We start from the raw sequence: 17,883 nt of genomic DNA on the forward strand, positions 1-17,883 counted from the left end.
CGTCGTCCCCGTGCCTCCCCCGCCTCACTTCGCGTCCGAGTACCGCTCCACCGTCGCCGTCGTGAACGGGAACCGCACCGGCGTCTCCCCGAACGTGATCCTCCCGGCCTCGTCCCCGGCCGCCCGGATCGCCGCCGTGACCGCCTCCGCCTCCTCCGCCGGACAGTGCACGATCACCTCGTCGTGCTGGAAGAAGACCAGCTCCGCCCGCATCCCGGCGAGGGAGCGCCGCAGCGCCGCCAGCATCAGGAGCGCCCAGTCGGCGGCGCTGCCCTGGACGACGAAGTTGCGGGTGAAGCGGCCCCGCGCCCGGGTGTTACCCGAGGCGTACCCGGGGGTGAACTCGCCCTCGTCCACGACCGGTTCGGCGTCGCCCTCCTGGGGCAGGCCCGCCTCGTCGGCGTCCCCCGCCCCGGCCGCCGGCGGGCTGGTCCTGCCGAGCCAGGTCCGAACGAGCCGGCCCTCCTCGCCCGCCTTCGCCGCGTCGTCGACATACGCCACGGCGAGCGGGAAGCGGCGGCGCAGCGCCGCCAGGTTCTTCAGGCCGTCGCCGCTGGTCTGCCCGTAGACCGCGCCCAGGAGCGCGAGCTTGGCGTGCTCGCGGTCGCCGGAGAAGGCGCGGGCCGAGAGCCGGGTGTACAGGTCGTCGGGGTGGCCGGCGACCTCCATCAGGCCCGGGTCGCGGGAGATCGCGGCGAGGACGCGCGGCTCCATCTGGTCGGCGTCGGCCACGACGAGCCGCCAGCCCCCGTCGGCGACCACGGCCCGCCGGATCACCTTCGGGATCTGGAGGGCCCCGCCGCCGTTGGTCGTCCAGCGCCCGCTGACCGTGCCCCCGGGCAGGTACTCCGGCCGGAACCGGCCGTCCCGCACCCAGTCGGCCAGCCAGGACCAGCCGTGCGCCGTCCAGATCCGGTACAGCTTCTTGTACGCGATCAGCGGCTCCACCGCCGGGTGGTCGACCTCGCTCAGCTCCCAGCGGCGCGTGGACCGCAGCCGGATCCCGGCCGCCGCGAAGGCCCTCACCACGTCGGCGGGCAGATCGGGCCGGACGCGCCGGCCGAGGGCCGCGGACACCTCGCCCGCGAGCTCGGCCAGCCGGCGCGGCTCGCCCCCGCCCGCGTACCGCTCGCCGAGCAGTTCGTTCAGCAGCTCCCGGTGCACGTCGGCCCGCCACGGCAGTCCGGCCCGGTGCATCTCGGCGGCCACCAGCATCCCCGCCGACTCGGCGGCCGTCAGCAGCCGCATCCTGCCCGAGTGCTCGACCCGGTCGTGGCGGCGGAGCTGCTCGGCGTAGACCGCGAGGAGCCCCTCGAAGGGCACGGCGGCCACCCGGCGCGGCTCGAACAGCGAGTCCTGCGAGCCGGGTTCGGCGGTGCGGGGCGGCGGGTCGGGCGGCACGGGAGCGTTCCGCAGGCGCGCCCAGGCGGCGGCCGCCGAGCGGGGCTCGCCGAGCCGCCCCTCGTACCCGAGGAGCAACTGCTCGGCGCCCTCCACGTCGTAGCACCGCTCGACCCGCACCCCGGCGGCGAGCAGCCGGGGATACACCTCGGCCGTCGACCGCCACACCCACCGGGCCACCTCCGGCCGGTCCCGCACGGCCGCCACCAGGTCCGGCTCCCGCCGCACCGGCCCGACGGGCGCGCCGTCCGGACCGAGGGGCGCGAGCAGCGCCCCGTCCCCCTCCTCCTCGGCGGCCAGCGCCCACCTCTCGCTCATACCGGCGAGTCTGGCAGCCGCCACTGACAGGGCCGGGCCTTCTACGCTGTGGCGCGGACACCGGATCCGGACGTGGAGGGGGAGGACGATGTACGCGAGGTCCCTGGGGGACGACGGGGCGGAGCTGTGCCCGCTCGAACCGTGGCAGGCGGACGAGTTCCTGGCGCACATGGACCGGGGGAGGGAGTTCATCGGCGCCCGCAACGGACTCCCGGACGTCGTCACCGACCTGGAGTCCAGCCGGGCCTTCCTCCGGACGTACGCGGAGAGGACGGCGGCCGACACCGGCCGCATCCACGGCATCCGGCTCGACGGGACCCTGGTCGGCGCCGTGATCCTCCGGACGCTCGACACCGCGAACGGCACGGCCGAGGCGGGCTGCTGGCTGGAACCGGCCGCGACGGGCCGGGGCCTGGTGACCCGGGCGGCGCGGGCGCTCGTCGACTGGGCGATCGAGGTGCGCGGGATCCACCGGGTGGAGTGGGTCGTCTCCTCGGACAACGCGCCGAGCATCGCCGTGGCCCGCCGCCTGGGCATGACCAGGGACGCGGTCCTGCGCGAGAGCCACGCCCACCGGGGCCGCCGCCACGACGAGGAGGTCTGGTCGGTCCTGGCGGGGGAGTGGCGGGCGGCGCGGTCGGCGGAGTCGGCGGAGTCGGCGGAGTCGCCGGGGACGAGCGGCTGAGGACGGGACGGTGGCCGGGGGCCGAGGCCGGGGCGGTGACCGGGGCCGGGTGGTGACCGGGGCCGGGACCGGGGCGGTGACCCGGCTCCGACCTCGGTCACCGCCCCGTCGTCCCACCATGGCCGGTCGGCGGGCCGGGCGCCACGCGAGGGGCCGTCGAGGGGTGCGCGTCAGGCGTTCCTCAAGCCCCCTGGGAAGCGCGCGTCAGGCGCCACGCCGGGAGGGCCGGGGCGATGACCGCGACCGCCGCGCACACGCCCGCCGCCGTGCCGATCGCCGCCCAGGGAAGGACCAGGGCGACCGGGGCCGAGAGGGCGGCCAGGGCCGCGCCCAGGGCGCCGAGGACGACGGCCGTCACCACGAGGCCGAGGAGCGCGCCGATCGCGACGGCGAGCGCCGCCTCGCCCGTCACCACCCGCAGGACCTGGGCCCGGGTGGCTCCGGCGAGCCGCAGCGAGGCCAGTTCCGCGCCGCGCACCGAGGTGGCCATGAGCAGGGTGTTGGCGAGGCCGATCACCGTGTAGACGAGGGCGATGCCGAGGACGAGGACCAGGCCGAGCCGGGTCTGAGGGCTGCTCGCCGGGCGCTCGGCCGCCGCCCACGCGCCGGCGGTCGCGACGGTCCCGCCGCTCGCCTCCAGGGCCCGGGCCGTCGCCGTGCCGCCGCCGCGCGCCTCGATCCGGTCGAGGACGGTGCCCGGCGCGTTCGCCCGGGTGACGTACGGGCCGTTGTCGCCGGTCCCGGGCGCGAGGACGGCCGCGACCCGGAGCCGTACCGGACCGCTCCCGTCCGCCCGCCAGACCTCCACCGTCTCGCCGACCCGGCGCCGCTCGAAGTCCTCGTTGACGACGATCGACCGGTCGTCCAGGTCCCGCACGTCCCCGGCGACCACCGGGAGCTGGGCCAGGTCCGCGAAGGCCGCCGGGTCGGCGACCGCCCGCGCCCCGTACTTCACGACGGCCTCCGCCCCGTCCCGTACGAAGACGGAGGTCGCGCCGGTGGCCGAGACGACGGCCCCGGCCGGGACCGGGGTCACCGGGCTCAGGTCCTCCCCGCTCGCCACGTACTCGGCGGCCGTGTGCTCCCGGACCTCCGCGCCCTTCGCGCGCGTGACGCCCTCCGCCGAGCCGAAGAGGGACCCGGCGAGCGCCACGGTCACCAGGACGGGCGCGGCGACGGCGGCGGTGCGGCGGACGGAGGCCGCGGAGTTCTCCCGCACGAGCGTCCCCACCGCTCCCCGGAGCCGCGGCAGCCGGGCCGCCGGCCGGACGAGGAGCGGCGCGAGCAGGGCGGTGCCCCCGATCAGGAGCATCGGGAGGGTCGTGTACGTCTTCCGCTTCAGGAGTTCGGACGGCTCGGTCGCGCAGGTCCAGACGAGCAGCCCCAGACCGGTCAGGAGCAGCGCCGCCCCGGCCAGGGCCCGGCCGGGCGGCAGGACGTCGGCATCGACGTCCGCCTCGCGCAGGGCGGCCGTCGGACCGGTCCGCCCGGCCCGGCGGGAGGCGGCGAAGGCGCCGGTCAGAGCGACGGCCAGGCCCGTCCAGAAGGCGGCGTGGTACGGCCAGGAGGCCCCGCCGATCGTGAACCACGCGGGCGCGAGGCCCCCGTCCACGAGGATCCGGGTGAGCAGGGGCGCGCCCAGGGCGCCGAGGGCGCATCCGGCGGCGGAGGCGAGCACGCCGAGCACGGCGGCCTCGGCGAGGAGGAGGCGCCGGACCTGCCCGGGGGTGGCCCCGGCGGTCCTGAGGAGCCCGAACTCGCGGCGGCGCAGCGCGACGGCGAACGCGAACGTCGACGCGACGACGAAGACGGAGACGAAGGCGGTGACGCCGCCGGAGGTGCCGAGGAGGGCGTTCAGGGCGGTGAGCGCGCGGGCGTCCCGCTCGGGGTCGGGATCGGCGCGCACCCGTTCGGCCCCGGTGAGGACCCGGGCGCGGGCGCCGACGAGGTCCCGGACCCGGTCGGCGGGGGCGTCGACGCCGACGGCGTCGGGGCCGCCCGCCGTGGTGACGGCCCAGCGGGCGCGCAGCGCGCGGAGGAGCTCCGCCTCCACAGGCCGTGGACGGTCGAGCCGCCGCTCCACGCGCGCGGTGGCGGGCCCGCGCCGCACGTCGAGGACCAGCCGGTCGTGGCCCATGACGACCACGGGCGAGGAGGCGAACCGCTCGGGAGGACGCTCGGGCGCGTGGAAGGTGGCGGAGATCCCGAGCCCGGTGACGGCGAGCAGCCCGACCCCGAGGGCGAGGGCGACGAACCCGCCGAGCAGGGAGGCGCAGCGGTCCCGGAGCCCGGAGAGGGCGAGCGTCAGCACGGGGTGCCTCCGGCGGGGGTGGTGATGGTGATGGTGTCCGGGTGGTGCGGGGAGCGCGGGTTCTGCCGGGGCCACGGGCCTTGTGGGTCCTGCGGGCTTCCGGGGCTCTGCCGGTTCCGCGGGTCCCGCGAGGGCTTCCAGGTCTCCCGGGCCATCCGGGTATCCCGGATCTCCCGGGCCTCCCCGCCACTCCGGGCCTCCGGAGCCCCCCGGGCTTCCCCGGCCTGTGGGACCTGCCCGGCCTGTGGGACCTGCCCGGCCTGTGGGACCTGCCCGGCCCCCTGGCCTTGCTCGGCCTCCTGGCCTTGCTCGGCCTCCTGGCCTTGCTCGGCCCCCGGGACCTGCTCGACCCCCCGCTCCCGCCCCGCCCCCCACCCCTCCAGCGCCGCCATCCTCCCGGCGACCGTCTCCACCTCCGGATCCGACAGCTCGTCCGCCACGCGGCCGTCGACCAGGAAGACCACGCGGTCCGCGCGGGCCGCCGCCACCGGGTCGTGGGTGACCATGACGATCGTCCGGCCGTCCCGGTCGACCAGCTCCCGCAGCAGGCCGAGGACCTCGCGGCTCGTCGTCGAGTCGAGCGCGCCGGTCGGCTCGTCGCCGAAGAGGACGGCCGGCCGGGTGATCAGCGCGCGGGCGAGCGCGACCCGCTGCTGCTGTCCGCCGGACAGCTCGCCGGGCCGGTGCCGTTCGCGCCCGGCGAGCCCGACCCGGGCCAGGGCCTCCCGGACCTCCGCGCGGGACGGGCGGCGGCCGGCGAGCCGGAGCGGCAGGGCCGTGTTCTGCGCGGCGGTCAGGGAGGGCAGCAGGTTGAAGGACTGGAAGACGAAACCGATCCGGTCCCGCCGCAGCAGGGTGAGCCGCCGTTCGCTCAGCCCCTCCAGGGCGGTCCCGTCGATCTCCACGGTCCCGGAGGTCGGCCGGTCGAGCCCGGCGGCGCACCGCAGGAGCGTGGACTTGCCGGAGCCCGAGGGGCCCATGACGGCGGTGAAGGTCCCGGCCCGGAAGTCGAGGTCGACGCCGTCGAGGGCGCGGACGTCCCGGTGGTGGCGGGTGAGCCCCCGGAGCCGTACGGCGACGGCTGCGGTGCGGGTGTCGGTTGCGGTCATGGACCCAGCGAACCGTCTCCGCCGCCGCCGATCACGACCACTGGCGGGCGTCCCGGGGGTAGGGCCAGGCCCACCCCCGGGACGGGCTCGCACCGGTGGAACGGGGCCGGGGCCTGGGCTGAGACCATCGGAGGGAGACGGGGACGGGCGTACGGACGAGGAACGGGACGCGAGGACGGCGTGGGCACCACCATCGACAAGGCCTTCGAGGCGCTGTACGCGAGCGACGACGGGTCGCTCGACACGGCGGCCTCGCTGCTCGCCGCCGACCGGGGCGCGGACGCGGAACTGGCCCGGCGGGGCGAGGAGTTCGTCCGGACGCTGTGGGGGCGCGGCTGGCAGCCCGCCGACCTGGTCCGCGCGGTCCGCCGGGACCTCGGGGACGAGCACGTACGGCTGCTCGCCGGGCTGGTCAGGACGGAGACGGCGGGGTACGGGCGGCTGCCGCACCGCTGGGAGGCGCAGCTCGACGGGCTTCCCGACGGGCCCGGCCGTCCCGCGGACCGCTTCTCGTACGCGACGTCCGTCCTGGAGCTGTACCGGCTGCTCGTCCGGCTGCCGCGCCTGGACGCGGTCGGCCCGGCGCCGGGGGAGGCGCTGCCGCCGCCGGCGGCCGGGGAGCCCCGGACGCTGGGCCGGATCAGGGCGCTGCTCGCGAAGGCGGAGGCGACCGGCTACCCGGAGGAGGCGGAGGCGCTGACGGCCAAGGCGCAGGAGCTGATGGCCCGGCACAGCCTGGACGGGGCGACGCTCGCGGCGGGGGCGCCGTCCCCGGAGGCGCCCGGCGCGATCCGGATCGGGGTGGACGCGCCGTACGAGCAGGCGAAGGCGATCCTGCTCGACGCGGTGGCGACGGCGAACCACTGCCGGGCGGTGTGGAACGAGGCGTACGGCTTCTCGACCGTGGTCGGCTTCGAGGCGGACCTGGACCCGGTGGAGCTCCTCTACACCTCGCTGCTCGTGCAGGGGACGGCGGCGATGACGCGGGCGGAGGCGGAACAGCGGGCGGGCGGCCGCAAGCGCACGAAGTCCTTCCGGCAGTCCTTCCTCCTCGCGTATGCGAACCGGCTGGGCGCCCGGCTCTCGGCCACCTCCCGCCGGGTGGCTGCCGAGGCCCCGACCCTGCTCCCGGTCCTCGCCTCCCGCGAGGCGGCGGTCACCACCCGCACGGACGAACTCTTCCCCGAGACCCGCACCACCCGCGTCCGCGCCGCCTGGGACGAGGCGGGCTGGAACCACGGCGCGACGGCCGCGAACCGGGCGGCCCTCCACCCGGACCGGCGGGGGGTCGAAGGCCGCTCCCAGGAGTCCCGACACCGGGGCGAATGACCGTTTCGCCCGGGATCGTGGATACCCTTCCCGCATGAGCTGGCTCCGGGCCTTGAAGGGGACCGCCCGCTCCGGGCTCACCGTCGAGCGGCAACGCCTTGAGCCCTGGGGAGCGGCGCGGGGCGCGCTGGGGCTCGCGCTCGTCGTCGGGTTCTCGCTCGCCCTCTTCGGGCCCGCCGTCGCCGTCTCCTCCGCCTTCGGCGCCTTCCAGGCGGCCATCGCCACCTTCCAGCGCTCCTGGCGCCCCCGCCCCACCCTCGCCCTCGCCTCCGGCGCCAGCCTCGCCGTGTCGACCTTCGTCGGTTACCTCACCGGCGCCCACGACGGGCTCTTCCTCGCCCTGCTGCTCCTGTGGACGTTCCTGTCGGGCCTCGCCTGGGCCGCCGGTCCCACCGCCGGCCTCATCGCCTCCTCGAACGTGGCGATGATGCTGGTCACGGTCACCCTCCCCACCTCCGTCGCCACCGCCGCCGGCCACGCCGCCACGATCTTCGCGGGCGGGGTCGTCCAGGCCGCCCTGGTCGCCCTGCTCCCGGTCCGCCGCTGGGGCGCCCAGCGCGACGCCCTCGCGGACGCCCTCACCGCCGAGGCGGACTACGCCCGCCGCCTGCGCCACGACCCGATCGCCCCCTTCGACCCCGTCCCGCTCATGACCGCCCGCAACGCCGCCGCCGTCACGCCCCGCCAGGCCCGCCGCCGCCCGGCCGAGCTGCACGGCTCCCGGGGCCTCGCGGAACGCATCCGCCCCGTCCTGGCCTCGCTCGCGGACCCGGCCGTCGGCGTCCCCGGGGAGGGGCCGCAGCGGGACCGGGTGCGCGAGCTGCTCGACGCGGCCGCCGCCGTCCTCGACGCCGCCGCGCTCGCCATCCGCCGCGGCGACCCGGTCGTCCTGCCCGCCCCGGCCCTCGCCGCCCTCCGCACCCCCGACACCGGCTCCGTCCTCACCGGCCCCCCGCGCCGCGCCGCCGTCCGCCTCGCCGCCCTCCTCGGCGACGTCTTGGAGACCGCGGACCCGCACGCGGAGACGTCGGTCCGCACGGGCGTGGCCCGCTCCCGGCCCACCCTCGTCCGGCTCGCACCCCTCGTCCTCGCCCAGGTCCGCGCCGAGCTGCGCCACGAGTCCCCGGTCCTGCGCCACGCGATCCGCGTCTCGGTGGTCACCGCCGCCGGCTACCTCCTCGGCGCGGTCCTCCCCTTCGGCCACGGCTACTGGGCCCCGATGGCCTCGGTCATGGTGATGCGCCCGGACTTCTCGCAGACGTACGCCCGCTCGGTGGCCCGCTTCGGCGGCACCCTGGTCGGCGTGGGCCTGGCGACGGCGGTCGTGCGCTCGGCGCACCCGGACGCGCACCTCTCCGCCGTGCTCGCGGTGCTGTGCGCCTTCGGGATGTACCTGCTGATGCGCACGGGGTACGCGGCGAGCCAGGTCTGCGTCTCCGCGTACGTGGTCTTCCTGCTCGGCATGGCCGGCGAGGGCGTCGACCAGACCGTACGGGAGAGGGTGCTGCTCACCCTGCTCGGCGGGCTCCTCGCGATGCTGGCGTACGCCGTCTACCCGGCCTGGGAGACGCCCCGGCTGCGCGGCCTGCTCGCGGACTGGCTGGAGGCGGTCGGACGGTACGCGTCCGTCGTCGCCGCCGGGTACGCCGACCCGGCGGGCCCGGCCGACCCCGACGTCCGGGAGGCGCTCCTGCGGACCCGCGCCGCCCGGGTCGCCTGGCAGGAGGCGCTGGCCCGCGCGGCGCACGAGCCGGTGCGCCACCGGGGGCTCTCGCACGCGGCGGTGGAGCAGGCCGAGCACGCGCTCGGGGAGTTCGGCCGGGTGGCGATGCTCATGGAGGCGCACCTGCCCGAGCGCGGCGCCGCACCCCTCCCGTACGCCGCCGTCCTCGCCGAGGCCCTGCGCCGGTCGACGGCGCGGGGTGCGAAGACGCTGCGGGAGCGCGGGGAGCCGGACTGGGCCGGGCTGCGGGGGACCGTCGGCGCCTGGACCGACGAACCGCCGGACCACTTCCTGCTCCACAAGGGCGCCGTACTGCTCCTGGAGAGCCTGGACGAGCTCGCGACGGCCCTCTCCGAGACCACCCCGAGTCGTGGATAACCGCTGGTGGCACGCTCTGTCGCGTAGTCGGTACGCCACCGCCTGTGCACGTGCATCTGCTCATGCAGCCGTCATGTGAACACAGCTATGATCCGAGCAAGTTGACACCTGCATCAAGCAACTCGGGAGCTACCAGTGCATCCTGCGCATCACGCGTACAACGGCATGGCGGCCACGGAGCTGCGCGGTGTCGTGTGGCAGAAGAGCAGGCACAGCAACTCCCAGGGTTCCTGCGTGGAGTTCGCAAAACTTCCGGGGGGAAACGTTGCCGTCCGCAATTCCCGCCATCCCGACGGGCCCGCGCTCGTCTACACGCCCGCCGAGATAGAGGCGCTGCTGCTCGGCGTGAAGGACGGGGAGTTCGACCACCTGGTGTGAAGCGCATAAGGACGCGAGCACGAGCGCGAGCGCGCACGGACGCGAGCGAGGGCCCCGGCGGCGACCGCCGGGGCCCTCGTTCGTGCGTTCCGTCTACTCCGGGCCGATCCGGAACAGCGCCCACACGACCTTGCCCTGGAGCGTCCCCGCCAGCGGGTGCCAGCCCCAGCTGTCGCTGAACGAGTCCACCAGGAACAGGCCGCGCCCCGACTCGGCGGCGAAGTCCTCCTCGCCGCCGCGCGCCTCCGGGCTCTCCACGCTGGGGTCGCGCACGGCGCACACCAGGCGCGAGGCCCAGCGCATCAGGTGCAGCCGGACCGGCGGCTGCCGGCCGTCGTCGGGACACGCGTCCGAGGGCACCGCGTGGCGCAGCGCGTTGGTGACGAGTTCCGACACGACGAGGGCCACGTCGTCGAAGCGCTCCGACAGCTCCCAGCGGTCGAGCGTCGCGCTGGTGAACTTCCGGGCCCCGCGCACGGCTTCGAACCGCGCGGGAAGGGCGCAGGACGCGGAGGTGGAGACGGCGCCGGGATCGATCGGCGGAAGGCCCTGCCGTAACGGCTCGAGCACGGTCGATCCATTCGTCCCCATGCGAGGCACTCCCGGGAATCGCGACTGTGGTGCGACAACACGACAACACGAACGAGTACGCGGCTGCGCGGGCCCCATGGTTCCGAATGCGACCCCCGGATGCAAGGGCAGATGCACGTGCACGCGCCGGACCTGTCCTTTCCTGTGCCTAATCTGTGCATAAGTCGTCCACACGGGGACCGTGACCGGAAGGGAACTTCCCCGGATCTGCACGCTCCGTGCCCGCGGATGCCCGGAACCCGTCGCCTTTCCGTAATCGCATGTGTACGCGCTGAAGCGTTTGGTGGCAGAATCCGGGGCTCGACGGGGGATTCGACGGGGGGTCGACACCGTAAAGGGGAGGCTGGGGCCGTGACCGCAGGCGAATCGGGCGGAGCGAGCGGAAGCGTGGTGCGGCGCATCCTGCTGGGCTCCCAGCTGAGGCGGTTGCGCGAGTCGCGCGGAATCACCCGTGAGGCGGCCGGGTACTCGATCCGCGCGTCCGAATCCAAGATCAGCCGCATGGAGTTGGGACGGGTGAGCTTCAAGGCCAGGGACGTCGAGGATCTGCTCACGCTCTACGGGGTCGGCGACGAGGCCGAGCGCGGCGCCCTCCTCGGGCTCGCCCGCGAGGCCAACGTCGCGGGCTGGTGGCACAGCTTCGGCGACGTCCTGCCCGGCTGGTTCCAGACGTACATCGGGCTCGAAGGCGCCGCGTCCCACATCCGCGTCTACGAAGTGCAGTTCGTCCACGGCCTGTTGCAGACCGAGGAGTACGCCCAGGCGGTCGTCGTCCGGGGCATGCCCGACGCCCCGCGCGCCGAGATCGACCGCCGGGTCGCCCTGCGGCTCGAACGCCAGAAGGTCCTGGTCTCCGAACGCGCCCCGAAGCTCCACGCCGTCCTCGACGAGGCCGCGCTGCGCCGCCCGTACGGCGACCGGGACGTCATGCGGGGGCAGTTGAAGCACCTCATCGAGGTCTCCGAGCACCCCGGCGTCACGCTCCAGGTCATGCCCTTCAGCTTCGGCGGCCACGCCGGCGAGAGCGGCGCCTTCACCATGCTGAGCTTCCCCGAGTCCGACCTCTCCGACGTCGTCTACCTGGAGCAGCTCACCAGCGCGCTCTACCTCGACAAGCGCGAGGAGGTCGCCCAGTACCGCCGGGTGATGGAGAGGCTCCAGCAGGACGGGCCCGATCCGGCCGAAAGCCGGGACATCCTCCGGGGCCTTCTCCAACTCTCCTGACACATCAGTACGATGACGCCACATCAGGCGTACGGGATTCGTACATCAGTCGCATCGCGCGGGTAGCGGGTAGCGGGTAGAGAGGTCTCCACCATGTCGCACTTCACCGACCTGGCCCACCAGTACATAGACGGCGAGTGGAAGCCGGGCAGTGGCTCGTGGGACATCATCGACTTCAACCCGTACACCGGGGAGAAGCTCGCCTCGATCACCGTCGCCACCGTCGACGAGGTCGACCGCGCCTACCGGGCCGCCGAGCGCGCCCAGGCCGCGTGGGCCGAGACCAACCCGTACACCCGCCGGCTCGTCTTCGAGCGCGCGCTGCGGATCGTCGAGGACCGCGAGGAGGAGATCGCCGGGACGATCGTCGCCGAGCTGGGCGGCACCCGCCTCAAGGCGGCCTTCGAGCTGCACCTCGCCAAGGAGTTCCTGCGCGAGGCGGTCCAGCTCGCGCTGCGCCCCGAGGGCCGCATCCTGCCGTCCCCGGTCGACGGCAAGGAGAACCGCGTCTACCGCGTCCCGGTCGGCGTCGTCGGCGTCATCTCCCCCTTCAACTTCCCCTTCCTCCTCTCGCTCAAGTCCGTCGCGCCGGCCCTCGCGCTCGGCAACGCGGTCGTCCTCAAGCCGCACCAGAACACCCCGATCTGCGGCGGCACCCTCGTCGCCAAGGTCCTGGAGGAGGCCGGGCTCCCGGCCGGCCTGCTGAACGTCGTCGTCACCGACATCGCCGAGATCGGCGACGCGCTCCTGACCCACCCGGTCCCGAAGGTCATCTCCTTCACCGGCTCCGACAAGGTCGGCCGGCACGTCGCCACGGTCTGCGCGGAGAACTTCAAGCACGCCGTCCTCGAACTCGGCGGCAACAGCGCCCTGATCGTCCTCGACGACGCCGACGTCGACTACGCGGTCGACGCGGCCGTCTTCAGCCGCTTCGTGCACCAGGGCCAGGTCTGCATGGCCGCCAACCGCATCCTGGTGGACCGCATCCTGGAGGCGGAGTTCACCGAGAAGTTCGTGGCCAAGGTGAAGACCCTGCGCGTCGGCGACCCGGCCGACCCGGCCACCCACATCGGCCCGCTCATCAACTCCCAGCAGGCCGAGTCCGTCTCCTCTCTGGTCGACCAGACGGTCGCCGCCGGCGCCACCGCCCTGCTGCACGGCGCGGTCGACGGCAACCTCGTCTCCCCGTCCGTCCTCACCGGCCTCGCCGCCGACTCCCCGGTCCTGAGCCAGGAGATCTTCGGCCCGGTCGCCCTGATCGTGCCCTTCGACGGCGAGGAGGAGGCCGTGCGGATCGCCAACGACACCCCGTACGGGCTCAGCGGCGCCGTCCACACCGGTGACGTCGAGCGGGGCGTGCGGCTCGCCAAGCGCGTCCACACCGGCATGATCCACATCAACGACGGCACCGTGCACGACGAGCCGATCGTGCCCTTCGGCGGCGAGAAGCAGTCGGGCGTCGGGCGGCTCAACGGCGACTCGATGGTGGACGCCTTCACCACCCAGAAGTGGATCTCGATCCAGCACGGCCGCAGCCGCTTCCCCTTCTGATCCGGCTGATCCGGTCCTGATCCGGCCGGTCCGGGCCGGATCCGATCCGGTCCGGATCCGGGGACAGTTGAGGACCGTAACTGTCCGCAAGCCTCCGTAGCGTGGTCTGTGTCGGAAGAACCCGGCACAGGCCACATCCGGAAGGCGGACGTCATGGTTGCTCTTGTTCCCGCAGGGACCCCCGGCGACGAGCGCGGCACGCTCCTCGACTTCGTGGAGGCCCAGCGCGCCGCGCTGCGCCGCGCCGTCCTCGGCCTGACCGAGGAGCAGGCGGCGAGCACCCCCAGTGCCAGCGGGCTGAGCCTGTCCGGGCTGCTCAAGCACGTCGCCGAGGTCGAGCTCGGCTGGCTCCGGCTCGCACAGCGGCGGCCCAACGAGCGGGAGCGGACCCAGGAGACCTGGAGCGAGGGCTTCCGGCTCGTGGACGGCGAGACGATCCCGGAGATCGTGGCGTTCTGGGCGGACGTCGCCAAGCAGACCGAGGACTTCGTCCGCTCGGTGCCGAGCCTGGACGAGACCTTCCCGCTGCCGGAGGCGCCCTGGTTCCCGAAGGACGGGCGGGTCACGGTCCGCTGGATGGTGCTCCACCTCGTCCAGGAGACGGGACGGCACGCCGGCCACGCCGACATCATCCGCGAGAGCATCGACGGCAAGGGCTCCTACGAGCTGATCGCGGCCGAGGCGGAGGCGGCGGGGCGGTGATCGCCGCGCGTACCCTGGTCGGGATCGACCAGGAGGTACGTGGGATGTCGGCCATCCGTCTTCTCGTCCTGGGCGCGGTGCGGCAGCACGGCCGCGCCCACGGCTACCAGGTGCGCAACGACCTGGAGTACTGGGGCGCGCACGAGTGGTCGCACGCCAAACCCGGCTCGATCTACCACGCGCTGAAGCAGATGGCGAAGCAGGGACTGCTGCGCGCGCACGAGGTCGCGCCCAGCGCGGTCGGCGGCCCGCCCCGCGTCGAGTACGAGCTGACGGACGCCGGCACCCAGGAGTACTTCACGCTGCTCCGCGAGGCGCTGACCACCTTCGACCAGAAGGTGGACGTGCTGTCGGCGGGCATCGGCTTCATGGTGGACCTGCCCCGCGAGGAGGTCGTGGAGCTGCTGCGCCGGCGGGTGCGGGCGCTCGACGAGTGGCGGGCGGCGGTCACCGACTACTACACGCCGGAGGGCGGCCCGGGGCAGCTCGGGCACATCGGCGAGATCATGCACATGTGGATCGGCTCGGCCGACGCGGGCAAGGAGTGGACGCTCGGCCTGATCGGGCGGATCGAGGGCGGGGCGTACGTGTTCGCGGGCGAGGGCGACCCGTTCGTGGGGGTGCTCGCGGAGGGCGGGAAGGACCCGTACGCGAGCTGACCGGGGCCCGGCGCTCCTCGCGGCCCCGGGAAACGCCACTCGTGCGGAGTGGCTCGGAAGAACTGACTAATCAAGTTTGACCAATCGCCCGCGAGGGCATACCGTGCTCCGTCGGTGGTGGCTGGTCAAGTTTGACTACGCCTTTTTCGGAAGGCTCTGGAGGAAACGGATGACCACGGAAGCGATCCGCGTGGAGGGCGCGCGGAAGCGGTACGGCGACAAGGACGCCCTGGACGGGCTCGACCTCGCCGTCGGGCGCGGCACCGTCCACGGGCTCCTCGGGCCCAACGGCGCGGGCAAGACCACGACGGTACGGATCCTGGCGACCCTGCTCCGGCACGACGCGGGCCTGGTCCGCGTCGCCGGGCACGACGTGCGCACCGAAGCGCGGGAGGTGCGCCGGCGGATCGGGCTCCTCGGCCAGCACGCGGCCCTGGACGAGGAGCTGGGCGGCCGGCAGAACCTGGAGATGTTCGGCAGGCTCCACCACCTGGGCGCCCGGCGCGCCGGGACCCGCGCCGACGAGCTCCTGGAGCGCTTCGGCCTCACCGACACCGGGCGCAAGCCCGTCCGCCAGTACAGCGGCGGCATGCGGCGCCGGCTCGACCTGGCGGCGTCGCTGATCACCGATCCGGAGGTGCTGTTCCTCGACGAGCCGACCACCGGACTCGACCCGCGCGGACGCGCCGAGGTCTGGGACTCGGTGCGCTCGCTGGTCGGCGGCGGCACGACGGTCCTGCTCACCACGCAGTACCTGGAGGAGGCCGACCAGCTCGCCGACCGGATCTCGGTCGTGGACCGGGGGCGGGTCGTCGCCGACGGCACCGCCGACGAACTGAAGGCCCGCGTGGGCGCGGACCGGATCGACGTGGTCGTACGGGACGCCCGCAGGCTCGACGAGGCGGCGGACCTCCTCCCGGTGGCCCGCGCCGAGGTGGCCGTGGACGCCGACCGGCGGCTGCTCAGCGCCCCGGTGGCCGACCGGATGGCCTCGCTCACCGAGACCGTGCGGGCCCTCGGAGCGGCCGGGATCGAGGCGGAGGACATCGCCCTGCGGCGCCCGACCCTCGACGAGGTGTTCCTGCACCTGACGGCGGACGGCACGGCCCGTGAGAAGGAGGTGGCGGCATGAGCGCCGCGTACGTGGTGGGCGACTGCTGGACGATGACCCGGCGCGAGCTGGCCCACTGGGCCCGGCAGCCGGTGCAGGTCCTGGTCGGGCTCGTCTTCCCGGTGATGATGCTCCTGATGTTCGGCTACCTGGTCGGCGGCGGGCGGGCCGTCGACGGCGACTACGTCGACTACCTGGTGCCCGGCATGCTCGCCCTGACCATGGTCTTCGGCCTCGAAGGCACCATGACGGCGGTCACGCAGGACCTGAACAAGGGCGTGATCGACCGCTTCCGGGCGATGCCGATGACCGACGGCGCGGTCCTGGTCGGACGCGCGTCGGCGGACATGCTCCAGTCGGCGGTGGGACTGCTCCTGATGACGGGCGTCGGGTACGCGATCGGCTGGCGGGCGAACGGCGGGTTCGGGGCCTTCCTGGGGGCGATGGGGCTGCTGCTCCTGCTGCGCTTCGCGATGCTGTGGATCGGGATCTTCCTGGCCCTGGTCGCGGGCCGGGCGGAGCTGGTGCAGGCGGTCCAGATCCTCGTCTGGCCCTTCGGCTTCCTCTCCAACGCCTTCGCCTCGCCCGACTCGATGCCGGGCTGGCTCGGCGCGGTCGTGGAGTGGAACCCCATGTCGGCGACCGCGACGGCGGTCCGCGAGCTCTTCGGCAACCCGGGCGGCGAGCCGGGGCACGTGACGGCGGCGGTGGTCTGGCCGCTGGTGCTCCTCGCGGTCTTCTTCCCGCTGGCGGTACGGAGGTTCGGCCGGCTCGGCAAGTAGCGGGAGCGGGTGACCGGCGTGACCGGCGCGGGCGGCGCTACTTCAGCGACCGCCCGCCCTCGTCGAGTTCGAGCTGCGGGCGGCCGGTGACGATCAGCCAGGCGGGCAGCGAGGCCAGGCAGAGCAGGGCCAGCATGGCGGGGGAGGAGGCGAGGACGGCGCCGACGAAGAGGCTGATCCAGCCCTGCCGGGTGGTGGCGAGCAGGACACCGAGGACGGCGGAGGAGACGGCGACGGCCGGGTGGACCTCGGGGACGAGGGCCTGGGCGAGCAGGCCGAAGGCGGCGCCGATGAAGACGGCGGGGAAGATCCGGCCGCCCCGGAAGCCGCAGGAGGCGGCGACGAGCAGGGCGACGAGCTTGACCACGGCCAGCTTCGCCAGCTCGCCCGAGGACCAGCCGCCGATGTTCGCCGTGAGCTCCTTGATCTCCTCCATGCCCTTGAAGAGGGTCAGGTGCCCGCCGAGGGCCCCCAGGAGGCCGAGGACGAGCCCGCCGAGCGGCAGCATCAGCAGGGGGTGCCGCAGCCGCCGGAAGGCGGTGTGGAGGTACGGGAAGAGGGAGCAGGCGGCGAGGCCGAAGAGGGCCGCGACGGAGGCGATCACCAGGGCCGCGAGGAGGTCCCCCCAGCCGGGGTCGGTCAGCGGCGGCAGCCCGAGGGCGAAGGTGGGCTCGGCGAGCAGCTGGGTGGTCATGGCGCCGGCGCCGGCCGCGAGCAGCGGGGCGAACAGGCGGTCCCAGAGGGAGCCGGGGCCCGGGTGCCCGGCCAGGGCCTCGGAGATGACGAGCGCGGCCGCGACCGGGGTGCCGAAGAGGGCGCCGATCGTGGCGGCCGAGGCGAGCGTCACCCAGGCGATGCCCGGCACGGCGGGCGCGGCCCTGCGGCCCAGCCAGTACGCGAGCGCGATGTTGGAGGCGATGATCGGGTTCTCGGGACCGAGGCTGACCCCGCCGGCGAGCGCGAGGGTGCCGGCGAGCAGCAGCCCCGGCACCGTCCCGGCGGGGAGCGGCGCCCCGCCGAGCCCGGTGGTCGCCGGATCGGGCCCGGCGTGCCCGGGCACCTTCCACACGACCAGGCCCACGGCGACGCCGGTCGCCGTGAGCATGGTGATCATCCAGAGGGAGGAGTACCCGCCGATCCCGAGGGCGTCGGGCAGGTCCTCCCAGAGCACGTGCTTGAGCTCCTCCGAGAGGGCGCTGATCCCCAGGAACAGCAGACCGGACCCGGCCCCGACCACGAGCGCGGGCAGGATCTGCGGCAGCAGGACCCGCAGCGGGGCCTCGTCGGCGGAGGGGGACGGCGCGGCCGGGGCGTGATCGGTGGGCACGGGCCCACCCTAGGGGAGCAAAAGCCACGAACCACCTAGGTCAGGCCGAACCACCCGGAGCCCCGTACGAACACCACGACCGGCCCCCGTCGGTGCTCCGGAGCCCCGTGCGAACGCCACGACCGGCCCCCGTCGGTGCTCCGGAGCCCCGTGCGAACGCCACGGCCGAGTCCGACCGGCGCCCCGCAGCCCGTACGGGCACCACCGTCGTGGGGGGGCGGGGGGGGGGGCGGGCGCACACCCCGCCCCCCACCAACAAACACACCCGACCAAAACCAAACAAACACAAAAACAAAAAAAAGAA

14 protein-coding genes and 1 pseudogene are annotated in these 17,883 nt (G+C 74.6%); 10 read left to right on the forward strand and 5 right to left on the reverse strand.

What is annotated here, in order from left to right:
- Window positions 1-24 precede the first annotated feature (24 nt).
- Window positions 25-1,719 carry a bifunctional 3'-5' exonuclease/DNA polymerase gene (locus AB0398_RS10670; RefSeq protein ID WP_366373666.1) on the reverse strand — a complete coding sequence of 565 codons (1,695 nt, stop codon included), beginning with the start codon at window positions 1,717-1,719 and terminating at the stop codon, window positions 25-27.
- 88 nt (window positions 1,720-1,807) lie between these two features.
- Here AB0398_RS10670 and AB0398_RS10675 point away from each other — a divergent pair, with 88 nt between their 5' ends.
- Complete coding sequence (locus AB0398_RS10675) at window positions 1,808-2,404, forward strand: GNAT family protein (RefSeq protein WP_366373668.1); 597 nt, start codon at window positions 1,808-1,810, stop codon at window positions 2,402-2,404.
- 181 nt (window positions 2,405-2,585) lie between these two features.
- Here AB0398_RS10675 and AB0398_RS10680 read toward each other — a convergent pair whose 3' ends face one another.
- Both AB0398_RS10680 and AB0398_RS10685 read right to left on the reverse strand, forming a co-directional pair.
- The gene (locus tag AB0398_RS10680; protein WP_366373670.1) at window positions 2,586-4,715 is read right to left on the reverse strand and encodes an FtsX-like permease family protein; all 2,130 of its coding nucleotides are present in this window, start codon (window positions 4,713-4,715) and stop codon (window positions 2,586-2,588) included.
- A gap of 377 nt (window positions 4,716-5,092) precedes the next feature.
- Window positions 5,093-5,824, reverse strand: a pseudogene (locus tag AB0398_RS10685) (ABC transporter ATP-binding protein); the annotation flags it as partial.
- Window positions 5,825-6,004: 180 nt separating this feature from the next.
- Between AB0398_RS10685 and AB0398_RS10690 the strand changes: the two are divergent.
- From AB0398_RS10690 to AB0398_RS10700, 3 genes are all read left to right on the forward strand, one after another.
- Window positions 6,005-7,153 carry a DUF2786 domain-containing protein gene (locus AB0398_RS10690; protein ID WP_366373672.1) on the forward strand — a complete coding sequence of 383 codons (1,149 nt, stop codon included), beginning with the start codon at window positions 6,005-6,007 and terminating at the stop codon, window positions 7,151-7,153.
- A 34-nt stretch (window positions 7,154-7,187) separates the two neighbouring features.
- Window positions 7,188-9,254, forward strand: a complete 2,067-nt coding sequence (locus AB0398_RS10695) for an FUSC family protein (protein ID WP_366373674.1) — start codon at window positions 7,188-7,190, stop codon at window positions 9,252-9,254.
- Window positions 9,255-9,419: 165 nt separating this feature from the next.
- The gene (locus tag AB0398_RS10700; RefSeq protein ID WP_030219358.1) at window positions 9,420-9,632 is read left to right on the forward strand and encodes a DUF397 domain-containing protein; all 213 of its coding nucleotides are present in this window, start codon (window positions 9,420-9,422) and stop codon (window positions 9,630-9,632) included.
- A gap of 93 nt (window positions 9,633-9,725) precedes the next feature.
- Here the strand turns inward: AB0398_RS10700 and AB0398_RS10705 are convergent, their stop codons facing one another.
- The gene (locus tag AB0398_RS10705) at window positions 9,726-10,223 is read right to left on the reverse strand and encodes an ATP-binding protein (protein ID WP_366373676.1); all 498 of its coding nucleotides are present in this window, start codon (window positions 10,221-10,223) and stop codon (window positions 9,726-9,728) included.
- 351 nt (window positions 10,224-10,574) lie between these two features.
- Between AB0398_RS10705 and AB0398_RS10710 the strand changes: the two genes are divergently transcribed.
- From AB0398_RS10710 to AB0398_RS10735, 6 genes are all read left to right on the forward strand, one after another.
- A complete protein-coding gene (locus AB0398_RS10710) occupies window positions 10,575-11,447 on the forward strand; it encodes a helix-turn-helix transcriptional regulator (RefSeq protein ID WP_366373678.1) in 873 nt (290 codons plus the stop codon).
- Window positions 11,448-11,540: 93 nt separating this feature from the next.
- A complete protein-coding gene (locus AB0398_RS10715) occupies window positions 11,541-12,998 on the forward strand; it encodes an aldehyde dehydrogenase family protein (protein ID WP_366373680.1) in 1,458 nt (485 codons plus the stop codon).
- A gap of 153 nt (window positions 12,999-13,151) precedes the next feature.
- Window positions 13,152-13,700 (forward strand): DinB family protein, encoded by a 549-nt coding sequence (locus tag AB0398_RS10720; RefSeq protein ID WP_366373682.1) that lies wholly within the window; start codon window positions 13,152-13,154, stop codon window positions 13,698-13,700.
- A gap of 44 nt (window positions 13,701-13,744) precedes the next feature.
- Window positions 13,745-14,359, forward strand: coding sequence for a PadR family transcriptional regulator (locus AB0398_RS10725; RefSeq protein ID WP_366373684.1), 615 nt, complete (start codon window positions 13,745-13,747; stop codon window positions 14,357-14,359).
- A gap of 169 nt (window positions 14,360-14,528) precedes the next feature.
- Window positions 14,529-15,491, forward strand: a complete 963-nt coding sequence (locus AB0398_RS10730) for an ATP-binding cassette domain-containing protein (RefSeq protein ID WP_366373686.1) — start codon at window positions 14,529-14,531, stop codon at window positions 15,489-15,491.
- Window positions 15,488-16,252: an ABC transporter permease gene (locus AB0398_RS10735; RefSeq protein WP_366373688.1), complete on the forward strand. Its 765-nt coding sequence runs from the start codon at window positions 15,488-15,490 to the stop codon at window positions 16,250-16,252. The genes AB0398_RS10730 and AB0398_RS10735 overlap by 4 nt, the downstream gene beginning before the upstream one ends.
- Before the next feature lie 37 nt (window positions 16,253-16,289).
- Here the strand turns inward: AB0398_RS10735 and AB0398_RS10740 are convergent, their stop codons facing one another.
- The gene (locus AB0398_RS10740) at window positions 16,290-17,579 is read right to left on the reverse strand and encodes an ion channel protein (RefSeq protein WP_366373690.1); all 1,290 of its coding nucleotides are present in this window, start codon (window positions 17,577-17,579) and stop codon (window positions 16,290-16,292) included.
- Window positions 17,580-17,883: the final 304 nt, after the last annotated feature.

The organism is Streptomyces sp. NPDC086147, assembly GCF_040702165.1.
GTDB lineage: Bacteria > Actinomycetota > Actinomycetes > Streptomycetales > Streptomycetaceae > Streptomyces.

Bases quoted from the DNA above. Each gene is read 5' to 3' on its own strand.
- AB0398_RS10725 (WP_366373684.1), top strand. From the start codon at position 13,745: ATGTCGGCCATCCGTCTTCTCGTCCTGGGCGCGGTGCGGCAGCACGGC.
- AB0398_RS10700 (WP_030219358.1), top strand. From the start codon at position 9,420: ATGGCGGCCACGGAGCTGCGCGGTGTCGTGTGGCAGAAGAGCAGGCAC.
- AB0398_RS10675 (WP_366373668.1), top strand. From the start codon at position 1,808: ATGTACGCGAGGTCCCTGGGGGACGACGGGGCGGAGCTGTGCCCGCTC.
- AB0398_RS10705 (WP_366373676.1), bottom strand. From the start codon at position 10,223: ATGGGGACGAATGGATCGACCGTGCTCGAGCCGTTACGGCAGGGCCTT.
- AB0398_RS10735 (WP_366373688.1), top strand. From the start codon at position 15,488: ATGAGCGCCGCGTACGTGGTGGGCGACTGCTGGACGATGACCCGGCGC.
- AB0398_RS10720 (WP_366373682.1), top strand. From the start codon at position 13,152: ATGGTTGCTCTTGTTCCCGCAGGGACCCCCGGCGACGAGCGCGGCACG.
- AB0398_RS10730 (WP_366373686.1), top strand. From the start codon at position 14,529: ATGACCACGGAAGCGATCCGCGTGGAGGGCGCGCGGAAGCGGTACGGC.
- AB0398_RS10670 (WP_366373666.1), bottom strand. From the start codon at position 1,719: ATGAGCGAGAGGTGGGCGCTGGCCGCCGAGGAGGAGGGGGACGGGGCG.
- AB0398_RS10695 (WP_366373674.1), top strand. From the start codon at position 7,188: ATGAGCTGGCTCCGGGCCTTGAAGGGGACCGCCCGCTCCGGGCTCACC.
- AB0398_RS10715 (WP_366373680.1), top strand. From the start codon at position 11,541: ATGTCGCACTTCACCGACCTGGCCCACCAGTACATAGACGGCGAGTGG.